Below are 15486 nucleotides of genomic sequence, written 5' to 3' on the forward strand. Positions count from 1 at the left end.
CCTCGATAATGCCGGAGGGACGATCGGGATCTTCGATCCAAGTCTCCTCGTACTTCGCGGGAACGATGCTCTTAGCGCGTTTCCGGTGGCGAATAAGGGCATTCATGGCGGTCCCCCGCGCCGTTGAGAACCACGGCCCCTTGCGCCTGCTTGGCCGAGGATCCAACCTTCCAACTGACCAATAACCTTGTCATCCGGGACGCCGTCATCACGGTAGCCATCTACCACATCGAGCATACCGAACAGGCCGACCGTTGCGTCGAAACGATCCTCGCCGGTTTTGTCTGACCCAAATCCGTCGGAAATGGCTTCGCGTATAGCCGTCCCGTCGACCTGCGGGCGTGCAGCGAGCCAACGGATGAGATGGTGGCCGATGGCTTGGCGGCCTGATTGCTGTCGCTTGCTCCAGAGGGGGCGGCGGGGGATACCGAGCTGGCCATAGACGTCGCCGGGCTAGGTCTCGGCGACGATGGTGACGTCAGGCTTCGCGAGGGCGTCGACCCCGCCGTCGAACGGCCAGAGGGCGATCTCAGCAAGGTTGGGGACGATGATCTCGCGCCAACCGGTTATCGCGGCCTTACCGACCTGATTGCCGCCCAACGTCCAGAAGATCATGCAGGCATTTCCCCGCTCGCCGGTGGCACGCTCGCAATGCCGGAGAAGATCGTTACCTGTTGCCACTCCCAGCGCGTCGAACAGATGCTGGCGTTGCGTGCCGCCCGGGCGCATTGGATAGAACGGACGGTGCAGCGAGATCTGGCGGCGATGCTCGGCGACCACGAACCAATCCGCAAAGGAACCCGTGCCGAAGGTCTGCAAGGCCTCGCGGAAAGAACAAAGCCCGATCGCCCTGCCATAAACCTCCGGCAATCCGATCGGAAAGTCGAAGCCCACAAGCGTCGCACCATCGACTTTGGCTCGCTGCCGTAGCCGGGGCAGTAGTGTCGCCGTATCACCGACGGGCTCCGGCGCCGATATCATCCAACGGCTACCGTCGTAAACAGCGACGCACGTCCAGCGTTTCTGTCGATCGATGCTCCAGTCGCAATGTGCGACGAGGGCTACGGACATCATCCCCTCCAGGATTCGATTGACGCATTCCCTGAACGGATCGGATGTTCAGGCGTTGGTTTAACTCGCGTACGGTCCTGATCTGGAACAAAGCCTTGCGGCGTCTGCGGAACGTATCGGTCCCACGACCCGGCGAGTAAGGCCGGGGCGACAAGATAGAGGATGATGGCGATCACCACGACGCCATTGAACCCGATATGCATTGCAAGCAGTACCGCGAGGATCGCGCTCAGCACCGACGCACAGCCATTGATCCCCCACGCCCAGGGGATAAACGCCTCCGAGCAGGCGCCAACGTGACCGAGGCCGAGGGGGAAGGGCATGCCCATGAAGACGGCGAGCGGCGCTATGAGGAGGAGTGCGATCGCGATCTTTGCGACATCCGGCAATGCCAGCAGCCGTTCAAATACCAAAGGCAGCGCGACCAGGTAGGTGGCAGCCAGGCATGCGATCACCATGACGGCGAGTGCAATGCCGCGCACCGCGGACCCGCGTCCGACGACCGCCATCCAGCGTGCGGCAAGGGCGCTACCCAGACCCGCGAAGGCAAGGAATCCCGCAAGCACGACGGCGACAGCGTAAAGCGGATGACCGAGGAACAGCACAAAGCGCTGAATGAAGGCGATCTCGATGAAGAGGAAGGCCAGGCCCAAGGCAAGGAAATAAAGCCCGAAGCGCAGTCGATGTACTCCTCTTGCGAGTGCCCGCCGGCGAAGCCAGAGCGGCAGCAGAATCAGGACGGCGCTGAGGATCGCGGCCTGGACGAGGGTCGTCGCCAGGATCAGGTAGCCCCAGTCGAGCATCGCTGCCCCACCTTGGGTGCGCAGCGTTAGGAGTTCGGGCAGGGCGCGCCAGCGGAAAAAGTCGAAGAAATAAGGCCGATCGTCAGTGGCCGGTGCAATATCAAACTTGTAGCGCTCGATGAAATCGGCCCGCTTCTTGGGGTCGAGGAGGGCGAGGGCTCCCTCGTAAAGATACTCCTGGTCGAGCTGGTTGTAACGGTTCACGTCGGCTGACGAGATGCCCGGCGCCCAGGAAATGTCAAAGAAATTCTCGGCCGCGAAGCCGCGGATGGCTGCGACGTCTTCGCCGGTGAACGCCGACTTGGCGACGAGGAGGGTTGCAGTGTTCCAGCTGCGGATCAGGGCGAGGTGCCGGCCTGCTTCGGTCACGCCATCAGCTTCAAGCGCTGCGGTAGCCGTGGCGAACAGCTTGAGGATGTCGCGTGGCGGCACCCGCAGCCATCGCGTGATGGCGATGATACCACCCGGTCTCAGCACTGCGAGGTAATCGCGCAGCGCCTCTAGTGTGTAGGTGTAGTTCTCATGCATGGTCTGTACGCCGGCCGCGGCCGCACTGAAAGAGTCAAGGAGCGGCATCTGGATCAGGTCGTAATGCTCGTCCGTAGCCGCGGCGTAGGCGCGCGCCTCGGCCAAATGCAGATGCACGTTCGGGCGGCTAAAGATGCTGCCGGCGAAATCCGCGAAGCGATTGCGAGCAAGGTCGATCATCTGCGGGTTGAGCTCTACGGCATCCACGGTGTCGGCTCCGGCGCGCAGCGCGAGCAGCACCTGCTCGCCGCCGCCGGCACCAAGGATCAGCATTCGCGGCCGCTTAAGGATGCGGTACGGGAGCGCCGCCGTTGTCCGGTCGAGATATGCAACTGTCGCCGGATCGCCGCCATAGGCGGTGATCGTCGTTATGCTGTCGCCATCGGTGAAGACGGCGAGTTGGGCGGGCGGCTCTTGGGTGTTGGCGAGACTGAGGCCCGGCGCGTACCGGAAAGGCACGGTCGGGCTCTCGACGATCGTCAGCAGTCCCAACGGGCTTGATCGCTCCTCGACGACTCGCGCGTTCGGCACTTCGAGAGCCATGCGCAGGCCCTTGTACTGCGACATATGCGGGCCGGGGTCCGTCCAGGACGGTGGTAGCCACACCGCGATGAGCGAGGCTGCAAGCCCTAAACTGCCCACGCCGAGCCAACGATGACGAGCCATGTCGGTCGCGGCGAGGGCAGCCGCGGCGAATCCCAGCGCTGCGACGAAGCACACTGCTGCAGGGGGAGGGACAAGAAACAACAGCCCGACGGTGCCCAGCGCACCGATCCCTGCGCCGACTAGGTCGAAGGCATAGACGCGTCCAATCTGGCCAGGGTGGCGGATGAAGGCAAGTCCGATACAGGTTGCACCGAAAAAGAACGGCAGGACCAGGACAGCATAGCTGGCCGCGAGCCAACCGAGCTGCCCCGGATTCCAGATAATCTCAAGCGCGTTGAACGGAAGCCGTTCGGCGCCGGCGACCCTGGCAACCGCGGTCATGCCGAACAGGGCTGCCGACGCTGCGAACGCGGCGGGATAGCGTTCCACCAGGGGGCGGCGGGCGAACGCAAGGAATGTACCGCTCGCGCCGAAGCCCAGGAGCGCGATGCTTATGATCATATAGGCGAAATGATGCCACTGAATGATCGAGAAGAGCCGCATTAGGAGCACTTCGTGGGCAAGGGTCGCCGCCGATATGAGACCGACCGGCAGCAGGTGAACCACTCTCATCGAGGCTGACCGCCCCTCAGCGGCACGAAGCTCACCGGCAGCAGCTGCCGGGTCGTGATGCTTCCGTCCACTCGCTTCTCGACCAGCATGAGAAACTGGGTCGCGAAGGGACCTCCGACGGGGACGACCATCCGGCCGCCCCCTGCGAGCTGTTCGACCAGTGGCGCGGGGATGTGGCTGGCAGCAGCAGTCACCACGATTCCGTCGAATGGTGCGTGCGCGGGCCAACCATAATAACCGTCGCCTACCTTCACCTCGACATTGTCGAAGTGGAGCTCCGCGAGCCGGGCGGCTGCCCTTTCGCCCAGTTTCGGTATGATCTCAATCGAGTAAACCTTTGCTGCGAGCGGCGACAAGACAGCTGCTTGATAGCCCGAGCCAGTGCCGATCTCGAGGACAACGTCACCGGGTCCGACGTTGATCAGGTCGGTCATCAGCGCGACGATGAAGGGCTGCGAGATCGTCTGACCGTATCCGATCGGCAGCGGTCGATCTCGATAGGCCGCCATGCGCAGCTCCTCGGGGACGAAGAAGTGGCGCGGCACCTTCCCCATCGTCTTCAGCACCACCGGATCGATGCCCTGGCCCTCGACGGCTGACGGCGCTGAGCGAGCGTGCAAATTGATTGTTTCGATCATCGCCATACGTTCGGCAAGGCGATCCTGAGCGGACGCAGATGTCGAGACCACAGCGGCAGCGGCCGCCAGAACCGCGGTCAATAACGTTTGGCACTGGGCTAGTGGACGCATGAACTCTCTCCCGTCCAAGGCAGAGAGTATAGTGGCTGCGGAGGCAATTTTGAACAGGGCTCGCTTGGCTCTCAGCCGCTTTCCGGCTTGAGACTTCGCAACAAAGGCGACCTGGCTGACGGAAAGTGGTCGCGCCTACTATAACCGCCCACCCTCGATGAAGTGCAGAACCTTCAACCAATTGAAATCAAAAGATTCTCGATGTCGAACGGGATTCGAAAAGGAAGGAGTTGGGAGGCGAAGAGGGGACTGCCGTTGAAAGACTTGCCGGTGGCTATCCTGTTTTCTTCAAGTTTCCAACCTTGAACAGGAAAGGCCAAAATCATCCATATGTAAGCCTTGGCGTCCCCGGTTGTTCGGGGACCGGCAAAGTGGAATTGGATCGAGAGACTGCTGCCGTCGTCAGTCCGCTGCTCGCAGGTCGGCCAAGTGGCTGAATTCCGAAACGACCCGATCGTAGACGGCGCGTTTGAAAGGCACGATCAGCCCAGGCAGCTCGTGCATGGATTTCCACGCCCAGGCATCAAACTCTGGCTCGTGGCCGCCGGGCGGCGGGTTGATGGCGATTTCGCTTTCATCGCCTTCGAAGCGAAAGGCGAACCAGCGTTGGGTCTGGCCGCGAAACTTACCCTTGAGGCCGATGCCGATCAGTTGCGGCGGTAGATCATAGTTGATCCAATCTCTCGCCTCCGCGAGCAAGGTCACAGTTCTGATACCGGTTTCTTCGTAGAGTTCGCGGTATGCCGCTTCGAGCGGATCCTCGCCCTTGTCGATGCCACCTTGCGGCATTTGCCACAGTTGTGGTGAGCCATCATATTCGGAATTGCCAACCGGGACACGCCGGCCCGCCCATACAAGCCCGTCGCGGTTGAGAACCATCACGCCGACGCAGGCACGGTAAGGAAGGTCTTCGGCTTTGATTGTTGCCTGATTCACGGGATGCTCCTTAAGGATTTTTAGGATCTGCAGCAAGAGCAGCAACACCGACGATCTCAATGCCCCGCATCCCCGCCTCGTCGCTCCATTTGGATATTGCCTCAATACTCTCGTCGAAAGCCGCCGCAACACCAATTGCCTGGCCGTTGCGCTTGGCAATGCGCTCGAGCTCGTCAAGCCTCTGCAGGATAGCGTTGACATCGACCTGACCATCGAGCTGCAGGTCCGCAAAAGCATGAGGAAGCTCCGTTCCCTTCGCCACAGCTTCCGTCTTTGACTGCGCAGACGAACCGTCGTCGAGAAACAGCAATCCGCGCTTGCCGATATCGCGCATCACCGGCTCCATGGCATCGGGATTGGAGAGAAAACGCCCTCCCAGATAGTTCATGATGCCCGTATAATTGGTGATTTCGCCCATCGCGCGGTGCAGGTTTTCTATATTTCTTGCTGGCGACTTCGAGGTCAGCAGCGTCTCGGGGCCGGGATCGTTTGCCGGATAATCGAAGGGCTCCAGTGGAACCTGCAGGAGGATCTCATGGCCGCTGCGGCGCGCTTCCTGCATCCAACGCTGCAGGCTGTTGCCGCTCGCGGCGAATGCGAGGGTGACTTCCTCCGGAAGTTCCTTGATGGCGCGCTGCGTACCCGTCTGACTGAGGCCGAGACCGCTGACCACGATCGCCACACGGGTGCCGCGCGCGCCCGACCATGGACGTGCATACTGATCCATCGGGCGACGGCCATCCGGCCCGATGACGGGTAGGCGGCCAAATTGGCTGTCTTCCAGAAGGCTCTCATTCGGCATCGCCGCCATGCGCGGATCCTGGCCGACCTGCATGGCGTCTACTAGCGCCGGGCCGTTATCATCGCGTGGCCGCGGGCTGTATTTGGTCACAACCGAGCCGTCCCCGGTCACCATCCGCTCGACATTCGCACCGGAATTTGGGTCGGAGCGAGGCATGCCATTTGCGGCCTGGCTTTGCGTCGGGGGGGGCTGGCCGGTATCTGTTGGTGGTGACGCCGCTTGTTCGGCCAGAGGGGGCTGTGTCCGCTGAAGGCCATCGTCACTGAGCATCGTGTAGAGAGAAAAGCCGCCGATCGCGATCAGGCAGAGGCTGGCGGCAATCCGGCCGATCCGCAAGATATTCGGCCGCTTTCGGCCAGCCTTGCGGTTCTGGCCTAATGGTGCATGCAAATCCGTTCCCAATTTCCTCGCCCGCTCCAAAACCGGGAAACAGCAAAAAATCAGGCCGGATCAACAATCCGGCCTGACGACCCATGAAAGTTACTTGGCGGAAACCGCCTTGTCCGGATTCGGGGGGAAGGCCGGGTCGGTCTTCTTGCCGCGAAGCAGGTCGAACGCATAATTCAACTGCACGTCGTCCTTCGGATCCGGGGGAACATAGGCAACAGAACCTGAGCCTTCATCGGTCTCGCTCTGACCCTTGATATGGCCGCGCAGGCTGGACTCGCCCTCGGTTGCCATCTTGTCCTTCAGATCGTCCGGCAGCGGCTCCTCGACCTTGATGTCCGGCGTAATGCCGGTGCCCTGAATCGAGCGGCCCGACGGCGTGTAGTAAAGCGCGGTCGTCAAGCGGAGTGCGCCGTTTTCGCCAAGCGGAATGATCGTCTGGACGGAGCCCTTGCCGAAGGACCTCGTGCCGAGAACAGTCGCGCGGCGTAGATCCTGCAGGGCACCGGCGACGATTTCCGAAGCGGAGGCCGAGCCGCCGTTGACAAGCACGATCACCGGCTTGCCATCCGTGAGGTCGCCCGGGCCGGCATTGAAGCGTCGGGTCTCGTCCGGATTGCGGCCGCGGGTCGAGACCACTTCGCCGCGCTGCAGCAGAGCGTCAGAAACCTTGATTGCCTGATCGAGCAGACCGCCCGGATTGAGACGCAGATCGAGCACATAACCCTTGAGTTTGTCGGCCGGAACCGTCGTCTTGATCTTGGCGATCGCCTTTTCGAGGTCCGGATAGGTCTTTTCGGTGAAGGAGATGACGCGGAGATAGCCGACATCATCCTCGACGCGAGACTTGACGGCCTGTACGGCGACGATGTCGCGAACGATCGTCAACTCGATCGGCTTATCCGCACCCTTGCGGATGAGTGTGAGCTTGATCGGCGTGTTGACGGCGCCGCGCATCTTTTCGACAGCTTCTTCGAGCTTCAATCCGCGGACGGACTGGCCGTCGATCTCGGAAATATAATCGCCGGCAAGAACGCCTGCCTTGGACGCGGGCGTATCGTCAATCGGCGTGATGACCTTGACGAGTTCGTCTTCCATCGTGACTTCAATGCCGAGACCGCCGAATTCACCCTTCGTCTGGGTGCTCATATCCTCGGCATCCTTGGCATTCATATAGCTCGAATGCGGATCGAGGGACGAAAGCATGCCATTGATGGCATTTTCGATCAGTTTGTCTTCTGCCGGCGGCGTGACGTACTGGGCGCGGACGCGCTCGAAGACGTCCCCAAACACGGAGAGTTCCTTGTAGGTGGATGCCCCGGCCGCTTCGGCCGGCACTCCTGCCGCATAAATTACGCTCATGGCAGTCGCACCCATCAATGCGCCGACCAGAACAAGAGAAGCCCTACGAATCATTGCGTGCCTTTCCAGTGTCTTTGGCGGACCACCACGGTCGGGAATCGACCGGTTTTCCGTCCTTTCGAAATTCAATGTAAAGCGTTGGCCGGTTGGTTTCCAGCGCCAATGCTGTTGCGCTCGCGACTCTTTTTGCACCCATCACCGCAAGCGGTTCGCCTGCGAAAACGAATTTTCCTTGGCGCGTGCTGATTATGTCCATTCCGGAGAGGACCAAGTGATATCCCTCGCCTGCATCGAGGATGATCATCTGGCCGTAGCTGCGGAAGGCGCCTGCGAAAACCACCAGTCCATCCGCTGGCGCAGTCACCACCGTATCCGGATTGGTGGCTAGCGTCATTCCCATGGCCTCGTGTCCAGTGCCGTCGGCGTCGCCGAAGTGGCGCAGAATATCGCCCGCCACGGGCAGCTCCAATTTCGCCTTCAATTCTCCGAACGGATATGCGGGCGCAATGCGGTTTTTATCGGGCACACCGCTGTCGGCAAGTGCCCTGGCTTGTGCCCGCTGCTCGTCCGTGAGCAGCTTCCGGTTCTCTTCCTCGCGCCGGGCCGCTTCAGCGGCTTCGCGCACGGAGGCGATCTCGGATTCCATCGAAGCGACGAGGCCCTCGAGCGTTGTCGCTTTGCCTGCCAATTCCTCAGAGCGCTTCTTTTCGGCTTCGAGATCGGCAGCGCTGCTGCGGCTTAGCTTATCGTTTTCGGCAAGAAGCAGGTCCATGCGCCGCTCCTCTTCGATACCATTCGTCATGGTGGCGGTAAGATTTGCCTTCTCCACCACGCTCGCCGCCTGCAAGGCCGCGAGGTTGGCGAGATCTGCGGCAAGCTTATCGGTCTCCTTGCGCATGCCTGGCACGACAGCACCCAGCAGGATGGCGCTACGCACCGAGGCAAGCGCATCGTCCGGTGTCACAAGGAGAGCGGGCGGCGGATTGCGGCCCATGCGCTGAAGGGCGGCGAGCACTTCGGCAAGCAGCCCGCGCCGCTCATGAAGCGAGCGGCGGATGGCGTCCTCCTTGATGCCAAGATCGGCAAGCTTCTTTTCGCTTTCGAGGATCTGTTTTTCGAGCGTCTTGCGCCTTGCTGCGGAATCGATCAGCGCCTGGCGGATGTTCGTGCTGCTTTTGTCCAGATCGGCGATGCTTTTTTGCAGCGCCATCACTCTATCTGACGAAAGATTGATCGTTTTTGACAGGGCCTCGAGCTCAGTGCGGGTCTCGTCGCGCTTTTTTTTGAGCTCGGCGGCCGGGTCCGGCAACGTCTGATCGGCCTGTTGAGATGTTCCGGCCCCGGGCGCTGCGACTGGTGCATCCTGGGCGAACGCGCCCGCTCCACCAAAATCGAACTGGGCGAAAATGACTGTCGCGCCGAGGCCAGCCGCGAATGCGGGCAGGATCAATCGCGTTCGCTTGCGGGCAGTTCTCGTCATGCGTGTTCAGGGGTAACTTTCAAATCGCGCGGAGACTATGCCGATTTGCCGTCATTTGCCAGAAAGATTGGCGAACAAGGTCACACTTGGCAAAACACGGCTGCGTGACTGATCAGACGCGGTGATAGGGGTGACCGGAAAGGATAGTGACGGCACGGTAGAGCTGTTCGGCAATGAGCGTCCTCACCAACTGATGCGGCCAGGTCATCTTGCCGAGGCATAAGGTCATGTCGGCGCGGTCGTAAAGCGCCGGGTCAAGGCCGTCGGCTCCGCCGATGGCAATCACTAGATCCCGTTTGCCCTGGTCGCGATAGTTGCCGAGGACCTTTGCAAAAGCTTCGCTGTCCAACGCCTTGCCGCGTTCGTCGAGGAGAATGAGAATGCTGCCTTCAGTTAGCGTCTTCTGCAGCATGGCTGCTTCTTCGCGCTTGCGCGTTTCTGCACTGGCGGCGCGACTTTCAGCAACCTCGGCAACGCGAGTAAATTCGAGACCGATCGCAGGACCAGCCTTGGCAAAACGGTCGAAATAGCGGGCCGCAAGATCCTTCTCGGGGCCGGACTTCAGCCGTCCCACCGCAAAAAGACCAACCCGCATCCACCCGCTCCTGTCATGCACCGCGAAGGCACAATACCGGCTTTGGGCCGGGTTCTCATGTTTCCGGCCTGTTTATTGCCGCGCTCAGGCACCGGACAAGCCGGCCCGCCTATCAGTGCCGCGTTTCTTCGTCCAAATCCGGCGCGCCCCACATCTTTTCGATGTTGTAGAACTCGCGGATTTCGGGGCGGAAGACGTGCACGATGATATCGCCGGTGTCGATCAAGACCCAATCTCCGCCGTCCTTGCCCTCAACGCGGGCTGCGCCAAAGCCCTCGTCCTTCAAGTCGGTGAGCAGATGATCCGCGATCGCCAGGACATGGCGGTTCGATCGGCCGGAGACGACGACCATATAGTCCCCCAGCGCAGATTTCCCAGCAATGTCGATGGTGACGATATCTTCAGCTTTGGAGTCCTCAAGGCTCGTGAGGACAGCTTGCAGAGCGCGGGCGGCGGCATCGGCGCCACGTTCCAGGCTCTTCGGGACAACGGCGAGCGTTCTTCCCTTGGCGTGTACTGTTGTCAGTGCTTTTCCTTTCCTGCAATAACAGAACATGCGCATCACTGATTTGGGCGAACCAAATCATGGTTAAGATAGGCATCAAACCGTTAATCTTTCAAGACACGAGCCGGTTTTCATTTCGCGAAGACTTAAATTCGCGTTCAAGATTTATGTCGTTACCGGCAGCAAGGCGGCTGTGTACAGCGCCAACGGCCAAGCGTAAAGTGGCTGCGATTTTCCGTAACTGCAGAACCGAATGGACACTACCGCCAGAAATCAACTCGTTCCCATCCTACGCATTAGCTTTCCACACGAGGATCGCCTAGGCCGCGGCAAGATGGAACTCCTGGAGCACATCCGCCAAACCGGCTCGATCTCGGCAGCCGGCAGGGCGATGGACATGTCCTACCGGCGCGCCTGGTTGCTCGTCAGCGACATGAACCGCATGTTCAAGGCGCCGGTAGTCGAATCCCAGCGCGGCGGCCAGAAGGGTGGCGGCGCTGCGCTGACGCCGTTCGGCGAGGAGTTGCTGTCGCGGTTCCGGCATATGGAGGACGCCATGCGGATAGCCCTTGCGGGCGATCTTGCCTGGCTGGAAGGCAACCGCAGTCAGGCCGAGGCGGCAAGAAAATAGTCACGGCTGCAGCGCGACTGTCTTGATGACAGCGAAGACATGCTTGTTGGGCACAAGATCGAGCCTCTCAACAGACAGGGCGGTGATACGCGACAGGATGATATCGCCGCCGCAGTCGATCTGCACCTCGACCGTTCCGTCTTCCGCAGGCGATGTATGTCGGACGATGCCGTCGATTATATTCAATGCGCTTAAACCTTCCGGCCTGACGGTCGCCAGCATGACATCGCGGGAAGGAATGTGGACGCGAACGCGCTTGCCCGGCGGCACCGAGACACCCGGCACATAAAGGCGGGCCGCCTTCAATGCGAGCGTCGCAAGGCGATGTTTTTCATCGAAGCTTTCGATAGCGCCTTCCAGAAGGGCACCTGCTTCGCGCCGGTCTTCGGCCGCCGAAGGACGGCTCAGCACATCGGTCGCGCTGCCCGCGGCCTCAACCTTGCCATCGCGCATCACGACGACCTGATTGGCGAGGCGTGCCACTTCGAAGATCGAATGGCTGACATAGACGATCGGAATCTGCGTCTCGTCACGCAGACGTTCGAGATAGGGCAGGATCTCGGCTTTGCGGGCCTCGTCAAGCGCTGCGAGCGGTTCGTCCATCAGCAAAAGACGCGGAGAGGAAAGCAGCGCGCGGCCGATCGCCACCCGTTGCTTTTCTCCGCCTGAGAGATTGGAAGGGCTCCGATCGAGCAGGCTTTCGATCCCGAGCAGCTCGACGATGTGGTCAAAGTTTCCGCTTGGCGAAGCCTTGGGCGCGAACCAGCTTCCATAGGAGAGGTTCTTTCGAACGCTCAAGTGCGGGAAGAGCCTGCCATCCTGGAAGACATAGCCGAAACGGCGGCGATGGCGGGGGATGAAGATGCCTTTGGCCGTGTCGGTGAGTGGCGTACCGTCGAGGAGAACCCGGCCTTCATCCGGCCGGACGAGGCCGGCGATGATGCGGATCATCGAGGTCTTGCCCGAACCGGATCGGCCGAAGAGGGCCGTTACGCCGACTTCGGAGGTAAAGGCTGCATCAAGGATGAAGGCGCCGAAGCGGTGCCTGGTTTCGATGGTGAGCGTCATTCCGGGTCTATCCTCCGGCCAGCGAGATGCGCCATGAGTTCAGACGCCAGCAGCGCTGCCATGGAGATGACGATAGCAACCAGGGTGAGGCGCATAGCGCCGGCGTCGCCGCCTGGGACCTGGGTGAATGTGTAGATGGCCGAAGACAGCGTCTGAGTCTCGCCCGGGATGTTCGATACGAAAGTGATGGTTGCGCCAAATTCGCCCATCGCCTTGGCAAAGGACAGGATCATCCCGACGATGATTCCAGGCGTCGTCAGCGGCAGCGTAACGGTGAGGAACACCCATAGCGGGCTTGCGCCAAGCGTGCCTGCCGCTTCCTCGATCCTGCGGTCGATCGCTTCAATCGAAAGCCGTATGCTTCGGACCATCAGCGGGAACCCCATGACCGCACAGGCGAGAGCTGCGCCTGTCCAGCGGAAGGAAAAGACGATCCCGAAATATTGATCCAGCAAGCTGCCGATCGGTCCCCTGCGGCCGAAGAGGATCAGAAGAATGAAGCCTGTGACGACCGGCGGAAGAATGAGCGGCAGATGAACGATGCCATTGACAACAGCCTTGCCATAGAAGCGGCCGCGGGCAAGAAGCAGCGCAACCGCAATGCCGAACGGCAGGCTCGCGAACATGGCGACAACGGAAACCCGCAGGCTGAGCAAGATAGCCGTCCACTCATCATTGCTCAGGCCAAAATCCAAGTTGGGTATCTCCGATAGATCGGTTCGAAGCTGCGGATAAACTCCCTGTTCACTTCAGGATCGTAAAGCCCTGCGCAGTAAAGAAGGGAGCGGCCTTATCCGACCTTAGAAACTTTAGATAGGCAACCGCGTCCGGGTTCTTGCTGGCGGCAAGCAGTGCGATAGGGTAGATGATCGGCGGATGCGAATCGGACGGAAACATGCCGACGATTGCGACGCCGTCATCTGCCGCCGCATCTGTCTGATAGACGATGCCATAAGGCGCTTCGCCGCGGGAGACGAGCGCAAGAGCGGCACGAACGCTTTGGGCACCGGCAATCTTCGGCTCCACCGATGCCCAGACGCCGAGCTTTTCGAGCGCGGCCTTGCCGTATTTGCCGGCGGGGACGGATGTCACTTCTCCCATGGCGAGCCTGCCATCGCCAAGTAGACCGGAAAGATCAAAGCCCGGCTTAATATCGACCTGCTTTGCCTTATCGATGGCAGTCACCAGCACGATGCGGTTGCCAAGCAAGTCTGCGCGGGTGTCTCCCCGGATCAGGCCCTTCTTGGCGGTGTAGTCCATCCAGTCGAGATCGGCGGGGATGAAGATATCGGCTGGTGCGCCATTTTCGATTTGCTTGGCGAGTGCGGAGCTCGCTGCATAGGAAACGACGGCTTCCGTGCCGCTTTCCTTCGCCCAAGCTGCATTTGCGGCATCAAGGGCATTCTTGAGGCTCGCCGCCGCAAAGACGGTGATCCTGTCTTTGGCCCCTGCTGGCTGCGGCAACAGCCCGGCAGCGCCAATCCAGGCGACCACGGAAAACATTCCGACGACACGTTTCATCCATTGCCGGCGATCATGCATATCTTCAATTCTCCGACGAAATATTCACAGGAATATATCGATATCGATAGAATTGGCTAGGGATAGGTTTTGAAGAAAATATCGGCTTGGAGGTTGTTTGATATCGGCCAGACCACCACCGGCCATCGATAGCAGGTGATCGAGATTGCCGGGTTCGGGCAGAGCGGAAAATTAGACAGGCTTTTACCGCGAAGGCAAGACGCCAAAGATGTGGCCGCCGTCCGTCGCCGTGTGTTCCACCCTCATTGGACAAGCCGGACGGCGCCGAGATTATTGATCTCGTTGTTCGCCAGTTCCGACTTGCAATCGAGCTTGAAAGTGCTGTTGCCGGTCATGATGATTTTCTGGGCGTTGATTCGGACGCACTCGCCAGACGTCGTACCATTGCCGGAATACTGAATTTCTTCGGCTGCTGGCATGTAGATGATGCCGCTGATGTTCGAGTTGCTGTGGCCATTGATCACTGCGGAGGACGTGTTATTGCGGTCGGCAACGATGACGAAACCCGCCCATGGCCCCGATGTCGGGGCAGTGACGTTAACGGTCGAACCGCCATGAATGTCGATTTCAGCGCCGTTGAGCAGGAAGAATGTGACCCCTTCGCCAGTGATGACCGACTGGCTCCCGAAATTCAGCTTGCCCCCGTCAATGATGTAGTCACCGGGCTGCAGCTTCACATCGCCCTTGACCTGGAGACCCTTGTACGTCCCGGGCACCAGTTCGCCCGAGCCGTTGTTCTTGGCCAACGTACCTGCTTTCGGCACCGTTTTGAGTCTGAATGGGTCGAGGGCCGCTGCCGTTCCCTCGTACGGCTTGTCGCATTCGAGATCGATTTTGTACGGCGAGGCGGAGATCTTGCCTGGCGTATAAAGACATTCCGTCTTCAGGCTTCCTGATCCACCGACATAGATGGCTTCGTTGCTGCGCGAGTTCGCGGTGATCGCACAATTCGACGTGTCGACCTTCGAGCTACCGGAAACCTCGAAGGCGCGATCTGCCGTCGGGCTGAGCGCCAGAATGCAGGCTTCGTTGCCCGCTTGGTAAGCGGTGCTGCTGCGGCGGGAGATAGGGAATGATAATCGAGTGAGAAATGCCGGCTGGTAGTTGACTGCGTAGTCAGCCGTCGCCGTTACCTGCTGTCCCGCCAGGGAATAGACGATATGCAGGGATGGAGGTTCCGCTGCCGGGGTGATTGCATCGTCGCCCTGGGAGACGGCAGCCGCCTCTTGATAATTGCCGAAGAACATTTCGTTCGCCAATTGAGTGGCTTCCGCCTCGCTGTAGCCCTCGCCGTAAAGGCGCACCGCCGCAAGCGTGGCGCTGTCCAGCGCCTCCTGCAATTTGTCAGCCTCGAAACTGGCATTAACGAAGTCGATCGCGACGGAGGCCGCCCCCAGCAAGGGAACGATTGCGACCGCAGTCAGGATTGCAAAGTTGCCGACCTCGTCGCGAATAAATCGATCGACATGCCGTTTGAGAACTTCACGCATGAGTATGCCCCAGTTCCGAGTACTCAAGCCGAAGTATTAGATGTTAGAGATATACGATTGATTGCTTATTTCATTCGAATTGTACGTATCCAAAGAATACAAATCTTACCCGTATACCGAAACGCTGGCTTTGCGGGTTCGGGGAATAGATGGGGCTGTCCAGCGCAAGTGCTCATGCGCCAGGTCATCAATCTGTTCGGCAAGTCGTAGTCACGCGGAAAACGCCGGATACGTGCCCCGAGCTACGAGGGCCAAGGTGGCCGGCGTCAATCAGTTACTCGAGGTCGATCAGTTACTGAGGCGCGAGTCCAGACCCAAT

General features: G+C 60.2%; 15 protein-coding genes. 2 read left to right on the top strand and 13 right to left on the bottom strand.

The features are described 5' to 3' along the window. Window positions 1–150 precede the first annotated feature (150 nt). The gene (locus C9413_RS32610) at window positions 151–288 is read left to right on the top strand and encodes a hypothetical protein (protein WP_210263354.1); all 138 of its coding nucleotides are present in this window, start codon (window positions 151–153) and stop codon (window positions 286–288) included. Window positions 289–453: 165 nt separating this feature from the next. Here the strand turns inward: C9413_RS32610 and C9413_RS32615 are convergent, their stop codons facing one another. The 9 genes from C9413_RS32615 to rsfS form a co-directional block, all read right to left on the bottom strand. Continuing rightward, window positions 454–1071: a hypothetical protein gene (locus C9413_RS32615; RefSeq protein WP_210263355.1), complete on the bottom strand. Its 618-nt coding sequence runs from the start codon at window positions 1069–1071 to the stop codon at window positions 454–456. Continuing rightward, entirely contained in the window at window positions 1071–3551 is a 2481-nt protein-coding gene (locus C9413_RS00140) for a class I SAM-dependent methyltransferase (protein ID WP_210263356.1), read from the bottom strand. The genes C9413_RS32615 and C9413_RS00140 overlap by 1 nt, the downstream gene beginning before the upstream one ends. A 65-nt stretch (window positions 3552–3616) precedes the next feature. After that, window positions 3617–4369 (bottom strand): protein-L-isoaspartate(D-aspartate) O-methyltransferase, encoded by a 753-nt coding sequence (locus tag C9413_RS00145; protein WP_039846515.1) that lies wholly within the window; start codon window positions 4367–4369, stop codon window positions 3617–3619. 402 nt (window positions 4370–4771) lie between these two features. Continuing rightward, window positions 4772–5305 (bottom strand): RNA pyrophosphohydrolase, encoded by a 534-nt coding sequence (locus C9413_RS00150; RefSeq protein WP_039846514.1) that lies wholly within the window; start codon window positions 5303–5305, stop codon window positions 4772–4774. Window positions 5306–5315: 10 nt separating this feature from the next. After that, window positions 5316–6509: a divergent polysaccharide deacetylase family protein gene (locus tag C9413_RS00155; RefSeq protein WP_039846513.1), complete on the bottom strand. Its 1194-nt coding sequence runs from the start codon at window positions 6507–6509 to the stop codon at window positions 5316–5318. 78 nt (window positions 6510–6587) lie between these two features. Continuing rightward, window positions 6588–7910 carry a S41 family peptidase gene (locus C9413_RS00160; protein WP_039846512.1) on the bottom strand — a complete coding sequence of 441 codons (1323 nt, stop codon included), beginning with the start codon at window positions 7908–7910 and terminating at the stop codon, window positions 6588–6590. After that, complete coding sequence (locus C9413_RS00165) at window positions 7900–9306, bottom strand: murein hydrolase activator EnvC (RefSeq protein WP_039847047.1); 1407 nt, start codon at window positions 9304–9306, stop codon at window positions 7900–7902. Before C9413_RS00165 ends, C9413_RS00160 begins: the two co-directional genes overlap by 11 nt. Window positions 9307–9448: 142 nt before the next feature. Next, window positions 9449–9931: a 23S rRNA (pseudouridine(1915)-N(3))-methyltransferase RlmH gene (rlmH, locus tag C9413_RS00170; RefSeq protein ID WP_039846511.1), complete on the bottom strand. Its 483-nt coding sequence runs from the start codon at window positions 9929–9931 to the stop codon at window positions 9449–9451. 112 nt (window positions 9932–10043) lie between these two features. Continuing rightward, complete coding sequence (gene rsfS / locus C9413_RS00175) at window positions 10044–10487, bottom strand: ribosome silencing factor (protein ID WP_039847046.1); 444 nt, start codon at window positions 10485–10487, stop codon at window positions 10044–10046. A gap of 202 nt (window positions 10488–10689) precedes the next feature. On the opposite strand from rsfS, the gene C9413_RS00180 reads away from it, so the two are divergent. After that, window positions 10690–11067 (top strand): winged helix-turn-helix domain-containing protein, encoded by a 378-nt coding sequence (locus C9413_RS00180; protein WP_039846510.1) that lies wholly within the window; start codon window positions 10690–10692, stop codon window positions 11065–11067. Here C9413_RS00180 and modC read toward each other — a convergent pair whose 3' ends face one another. From modC to C9413_RS00200, 4 genes are all read right to left on the bottom strand, one after another. Beyond that, window positions 11068–12135, bottom strand: a complete 1068-nt coding sequence (gene modC, locus C9413_RS00185) for a molybdenum ABC transporter ATP-binding protein (RefSeq protein ID WP_039846509.1) — start codon at window positions 12133–12135, stop codon at window positions 11068–11070. Further along, window positions 12132–12830 carry a molybdate ABC transporter permease subunit gene (gene modB, locus C9413_RS00190; RefSeq protein ID WP_039846508.1) on the bottom strand — a complete coding sequence of 233 codons (699 nt, stop codon included), beginning with the start codon at window positions 12828–12830 and terminating at the stop codon, window positions 12132–12134. The genes modC and modB overlap by 4 nt, the downstream gene beginning before the upstream one ends. A gap of 49 nt (window positions 12831–12879) precedes the next feature. After that, window positions 12880–13677: a molybdate ABC transporter substrate-binding protein gene (modA, locus tag C9413_RS00195; protein ID WP_039846507.1), complete on the bottom strand. Its 798-nt coding sequence runs from the start codon at window positions 13675–13677 to the stop codon at window positions 12880–12882. 242 nt (window positions 13678–13919) lie between these two features. Then, on the bottom strand, window positions 13920–15167 hold the full coding sequence (locus C9413_RS00200) for a TadE/TadG family type IV pilus assembly protein (protein ID WP_170250094.1): 1248 nt from the start codon (window positions 15165–15167) through the stop codon (window positions 13920–13922). Window positions 15168–15486 lie beyond the last annotated feature (319 nt).

Source organism: Rhizobium sp. SEMIA 4085 (assembly GCF_013004495.1).
GTDB lineage: Bacteria > Pseudomonadota > Alphaproteobacteria > Rhizobiales > Rhizobiaceae > Rhizobium > Rhizobium gallicum.

Coding starts and splice junctions, on each gene's coding strand:
- C9413_RS00140 (WP_210263356.1), bottom strand. CDS start 3,551: ATGCGGCTCTTCTCGATCATTCAGTGGCATCATTTCGCCTATATGATC.
- rlmH (WP_039846511.1), bottom strand. CDS start 9,931: ATGCGGGTTGGTCTTTTTGCGGTGGGACGGCTGAAGTCCGGCCCCGAG.
- C9413_RS00145 (WP_039846515.1), bottom strand. CDS start 4,369: ATGCGTCCACTAGCCCAGTGCCAAACGTTATTGACCGCGGTTCTGGCG.
- modC (WP_039846509.1), bottom strand. CDS start 12,135: ATGACGCTCACCATCGAAACCAGGCACCGCTTCGGCGCCTTCATCCTT.
- modA (WP_039846507.1), bottom strand. CDS start 13,677: ATGCATGATCGCCGGCAATGGATGAAACGTGTCGTCGGAATGTTTTCC.
- C9413_RS32615 (WP_210263355.1), bottom strand. CDS start 1,071: ATGTCCGTAGCCCTCGTCGCACATTGCGACTGGAGCATCGATCGACAG.
- C9413_RS00180 (WP_039846510.1), top strand. CDS start 10,690: ATGGACACTACCGCCAGAAATCAACTCGTTCCCATCCTACGCATTAGC.
- rsfS (WP_039847046.1), bottom strand. CDS start 10,487: ATGTTCTGTTATTGCAGGAAAGGAAAAGCACTGACAACAGTACACGCC.
- C9413_RS00200 (WP_170250094.1), bottom strand. CDS start 15,167: ATGCGTGAAGTTCTCAAACGGCATGTCGATCGATTTATTCGCGACGAG.
- C9413_RS00160 (WP_039846512.1), bottom strand. CDS start 7,910: ATGATTCGTAGGGCTTCTCTTGTTCTGGTCGGCGCATTGATGGGTGCG.